General features: G+C 68.2%; 3 protein-coding genes. 2 read left to right on the top strand and 1 reads right to left on the bottom strand.

Annotated elements, in window-relative coordinates; genetic code table 11:
• Positions 1–271: 271 nt before the first annotated feature.
• Positions 272–3,508 carry an autotransporter outer membrane beta-barrel domain-containing protein gene (locus DMC18_RS14850; protein ID WP_110133050.1) on the bottom strand — a complete coding sequence of 1,079 codons (3,237 nt, stop codon included), beginning with the start codon at positions 3,506–3,508 and terminating at the stop codon, positions 272–274.
• Between the two features lie 240 nt (positions 3,509–3,748).
• Here DMC18_RS14850 and DMC18_RS14845 point away from each other — a divergent pair, with 240 nt between their 5' ends.
• Positions 3,749–3,973 carry a hypothetical protein gene (locus DMC18_RS14845; protein ID WP_110133049.1) on the top strand — a complete coding sequence of 75 codons (225 nt, stop codon included), beginning with the start codon at positions 3,749–3,751 and terminating at the stop codon, positions 3,971–3,973.
• 143 nt (positions 3,974–4,116) lie between these two features.
• Positions 4,117–5,081: pitrilysin family protein (locus DMC18_RS14840; protein ID WP_146218084.1), on the top strand; the 965-nt coding region annotated here is incomplete at its 3' end.

Raw genomic sequence — 5,081 nt, 5'->3', positions numbered from 1 at the left:
GGTGACCGCCAGAGCGCCGCCGCCTGCGTTTCTCTTTCCAAATCAACAATGTCAAAGACCTGGGCCGGAGCCCTAGACCGCCTCGGAAGTCCCGGGAGCGGCCCCCGCCGGTGCGTTGCGCTGCGGCGGAGGCGGCTATCTAGACTACCCTACGGAGATGTCAAACAGGTTTTTCACGTAACGTTGGTTTAAATGCATTCTGCCTCGGGAACATCGCTCCCCAGGCCTTCACGAACCCGGCGCGGGCGCACCCGAAACCCAGGAACGGCCCCTAGAACATCGCCCGCCCGCTGAAGCTCAGCTTGTAGGCCTTCTGATGCCTCGTGGCCTCCACCCCGCCCTTCACGGCGAAATAGGACAGCGCCGAGCCCGCCTTGACCCCGAAGTCGAGCGTCAGCGCGCCCTGGCGGTTGTCGATCGAGCTGATCGTGAAGCTGGAGCCGCCGCCGGTGAAGGCCGCCACCGTCTCGCCGATGTCGCCCGCCACGGTCTGGCGATAGCCGACCCGCACCTCCGGCTCGAACCACACCCCGTCGGCGTTCTCGTAGCGCTTGCCGTAGGCCACGCCGAGATTGGCCGACAGGTTGCTGAACGAGCGCGCCTGGATGACCTGGTCGAAGCCGTCGCCGCCGCCGTACTGCTCCTGCTTGCTCTCATAGAGATAGGTGTAGTCCATCCGCGCCTCGGGCCGCAGATAGGCCTTGCCGAAGTCCTGGCGGTAGGCGACGCCGCCGAAGGCGTAGCCGGTCAGGCCGTACCAGGCCGACCGGTTCTTGACGTAGACGTCGGCGTCGCCGTCCTCGTCCACGTCTTCCGAGATGAACACCCGCCGGCCCTTGAAGCGGCCGCCGCCCCCCCCGCCGCCGAGATTGAACCGCCAGCCGCCGACCGAACGGCGCCAGTAGACGCCGGTCTGGCCGAACATGCCGCTGTTCTGCTCGCCGACCTTGGCGGCGGTGTCCTTGGACTGCAGGTTGACCAGCGACAGGGTGACGCCCAGCGCTCCGCCCGCGTCGCCCATGGCCTCGTAGCCGGCCACGAAGCCCACCGCATAGGTGTCCGAGCCCAGGGTGTCGCCGTCGTCGATCCGCACCAGGGCGTTGACCTCCTGCACCCAGACGCTGTCGGGACCATAGCGGTCGCCGGCGTCGGGCCGGTCGGCCGTGGCCTCGCCGATCTGCTGGTTGATCGAGGTCAGAGCGCGGAACGCCCCCACCCCGGTGTCGGGCAGCATCTGGTTGTAGAGATTGTAGAATCCGTCGCGCGTGTACTGCACGAGGAAGGCGTCGGCGATGGTCGAGTCCGCCCCCAGGGCGCCGAACACCGCGTCATAGGCCGAGGCCTGGCCGCTGCTCATCCCCGCCTCGGCGGCGGTGCGGCGGCGCACGTCCAGATAGACGCTGTTGTCTTCGGCATAGGCGCTGGCGACATAGAGATAGGGCGCCTGCGAGACGCTGCTGGCCAGGGTTCCCGCCGTCAGGGTGTCGGCGGTGAGCACCGTATAGGTGGTCGGCTCGGTCAGCAGGCTGGTCAGGCGCACGCCGATCGTCGCGCCGCTGGCGATGGTCGCCGTGCCCACCGTGAACGAGGTGTTCTCCCCGGTCGTCGGGTTGGCGGTGATGTAGAGCTCGGACTCCGAGCCCAGGTTCAGGCTCTTGACCGCGATGGTGTCGGTGTTGGTCACCGTCAGGCGGCCGTCGCCGATGGTCAGCGAGCCCAGGCCGTCAGGGTCGATCAGGTCGCCATAGGCCGTTGCCCCGCCGTCGATGTTGAGGACGTCGTCGCCCTCGCCGAACGACATCGCCCCGATCAGGTAGCCGGCGTAGATGTTGAGGGTGTCGTCGCCCGAACCGAACAGCACGTCGCCATAGATGTAGGGCGTGATCGTCGTGGCCGTGCTCGTCGTCAGGGTCACCGAGGTGGTGCCGGCCACCGAGCCGCTGTTCGAGGTCGCGGCCGTCTGGGTCAGGGTCACGCCGGTGGTGTTGGCCGTCAGGTCGAAGGCGATGGCCGAGCCGGTGGCCGTGGTCGTCACCGTGTCGCCCGCCGTGGTCACGGTCGGGGCCACCACCGCGGCGTAGATGTGGCCGCTGTTGGTGATCGAGGTCAGGGTCCCCGACTCGTCGAGCACCGCCACCGCATCGCCGCTCTCGCCGGTGCGGGTCACAGCGATGGTGCCGGTGTTGTTGAGGCTGCTGAGCGTGGCGCCGGAATCGACGACCAGGCCGTAGGCGGTCGCCGTCGTGCCGGACTCCGCATAGGAATAGGAGCTGGCGCTGATCGAGCCGCGATTGAACAGCGTGGCGACGTCGGCCCCGGACTTCAGGTGGATCGCCGTCGAATCGGCCTCGTAGGACGACGAGGTGATCGAGCCGTCCAGGCGAATGCCGCCGGTCAGGGTGGTGGTGTAGCCGGCGTCGCCGCCGATCTGCAGGGCCGTGGACGTCACCCCGTCATAGACGCCCGCCGCCGAGATCGAGCCCTTGATGATCAGGGCGTAGGCGTCGGCGTCCGTACCGACCGCCCCGATGGTGACGTCCTGGGTGTCCGAACCGATCAGCAGGGCCGGCGCCTCGCCCTGCACCGAGATCGAGCCCGTGCCGGTCGAGGAATAGCTGGTGGTCACCGTGGTGGTCGTGGTGCCGTCGACGGTGATGGTGCTGTCCGAGCCGGTCAGGATGATGCCGCCGGCCACGTCGGACGAGACCACGACGGCCGAGCCGCCCTGCAGCAGGTTGTCGGCGTAGGAGGTGATCTTGGCCAGGGTCGAGGTCGCGCTGGCGCGGCTGGTGTAGCGATAGCCGGTGGCGTTGACGCTGCCTTCGATCGACAGCGTGCCCGAGACCGCGGAATCCACCGACAGGCCCACCGAGTTCTCGCCCTGCACGCTGATCGAACCCGACTGGGTGACATTGCCCGTCACCCCGCCCGAGATCTTGATGCCGGTGCTGTCGTCGCCGACGATCGAGATCGAGCCGCTGTTGATCAGGTTCCCGATCAGCGGGGATTCCAGCAGGATCCCGTAGGAGTCGTTGCCCTCGATGGTGATCGTGCCGCTGTTGGTGACGTCGCCGGTGAAGGCGTCGGTTCCCTTCAGATAGATGCCGTACCGGCCAGAGCCCTCGGCGAAGGCGCCGTGGACGATGCTGGAGGTGGTCGTGGCCGAATAGTCCTCGGTCAGCGAGATCGTGCCGTCGTTGGTCACCGTGCCGGTGTTGCCGCCCAGCACGAGGATGCCGATGGAGTCGGAGACGTCCTCCGAGCTCAGCGTGCCGTTGTTGGTGACGGTGTTGCTGCTGTCGAGCGTGACGATCGCGCCCGAGGTCGACAGGGTGATGGCGCCGGCGGTCGTGATCTTGACGTCGTCGGCCGTGCCGTCGCTCGCCGTCGAGGTGGCGACGGGCGTCGTTCGGGAGTCGCTGGTGATCGTCTTCTCGGCGTGCGCCACGGGGCCGATCGCAAGCAGTGGCGCGGTCGCCACGGTCGCGATCAAGGTCAGTCTCTTCATGACGCGTCTCCTGTATGAGCGCGTCGATAGGGACCGTGTGCAGCGAGACGATGGCCCCGGATTTGCGGCGAAGCTACGAGAACCGCGTTCTCTGCAAGGATCGGCCGATCCTTGCAAGACTTGGTCATGAGCACGCCATCTCGAGGGGTTTTCTTGCAGTGCTCGCGCCCCCGGAGCCCCCTCCCCCACTCCCGCCGGCGGCGCCCCAGTCCGCAAGCTGGCGACGATGGAGAGCGTTTGATGTCGACCCGACTGGCCCTGAAGTGCGAGGCCTGCGGCGGCCCCGCCGTGCTGACCCTCAAGCAGGACGTGCTCGACCTGCTCAGCAGCAAGGTCTCCGTGAACAAGCCCTGCCCGGCCTGCGGCGGCGCCCTCAGCTCGCCCGGCGGCTACTACCGCAAGAACGCCGAGGGCGTGCTGGTCCGCCTGGCCGGCTACAGCCCGCCGTCCGCCGCGATCAACTGAAACGGCCGGAAAGCGCCGCGACCACCGTTCCGACCCGCTTCTTGACTTCCTGCGAGGGAAACCGCGACAAGTGACACAACTGTAAATTGCCTATGGGCGCTCGGGCGCCTATGCCTAGGCGGTCAGCTTCGGAGTATTCGAGAATGATCCGCCCCGCCGCCGTGTCCGCCTTCGCGGCCCTGGCCGTCGCCACCACCGCCCTGACCCCGATTTCGGCCGCCCAGGCCGCCCAGGCCGCCTCGCCCGCCGAGCCGGCCGCCGCGACTTCGGCGTCGAAGGCGAACATCGCCGTGCCGCCGATCGTCTATCGCGAGCGCACCCTGGCCAACGGCCTGAAGGTCTACGCCTCGCGCGACGTGACCACGCCCAACGTCACGGTCCAGGTCTGGTACGGCGTCGGCAGCAAGGACGATCCGATCGGCCGCTCGGGCTTCGCGCACCTCTTCGAACACCTGATGTTCAAGTCGACGCGCAACATGCCCAACGAGATGCTCGACCGCCTGACCGAGGACGTGGGCGGCTTCAACAACGCCTCCACCGCCGACGACTTCACCAACTATTTCGAAGTCGTGCCGGCCAACCACCTGCAGCGCCTGCTGTGGGCCGAGGCCGACCGCCTGGGCTCGCTGGTCATCGACGAGGCGGTGTTCAAGTCCGAGCGCGACGTGGTCAAGGAAGAGCTGCGCCAGCGCGTGCTGGCCAATCCCTACGGCCGCTTCCTCACCAACATCCCGCGCGCCTCGTATTCGGTGCACCCCTACCAGCGCCCGGGCATCGGCTCGATCGAGGAGCTGGACGCGGCCACGGTCGACGACGTGCGCGCTTTCCACGCCGCCTACTACCGGCCCGACAACGCCGCCCTGATCGTGGTCGGCAATTTCGACGACGCGCAGCTGGACGCCTGGATCGACCAGTATTTCGGCCCGCTGAAGACCCCGGCCGCGCCGATCAAGGCGGTCACCGCGGTCGAGCCGCCGCGCGTGGGTCCCAGGACCGTCCCCACCTCCGGCCCCAATGTGCCGCTGCCGGCGGTGGCGATCACCTGGCGGGCCCCGCCGGCCGTCGATCCGGACGTGCCGGCCCTGGCCGTGCTCGACGCCATCCTGTC

The organism is Caulobacter sp. D5 (assembly GCF_003185805.1).
In the GTDB taxonomy this organism is placed as follows: domain Bacteria; phylum Pseudomonadota; class Alphaproteobacteria; order Caulobacterales; family Caulobacteraceae; genus Caulobacter.
Note: the sequence above shows the minus strand (reverse complement) of the source record. Positions and strands in the feature narration are given on the sequence as shown.

What these genes read in the sequence shown, in the direction of transcription:
- DMC18_RS14850 (WP_110133050.1), bottom strand. Translation starts at nt 3,508, where the DNA reads ATGAAGAGACTGACCTTGATCGCGACCGTGGCGACCGCGCCACTGCTT.
- DMC18_RS14845 (WP_110133049.1), top strand. Translation starts at nt 3,749, where the DNA reads ATGTCGACCCGACTGGCCCTGAAGTGCGAGGCCTGCGGCGGCCCCGCC.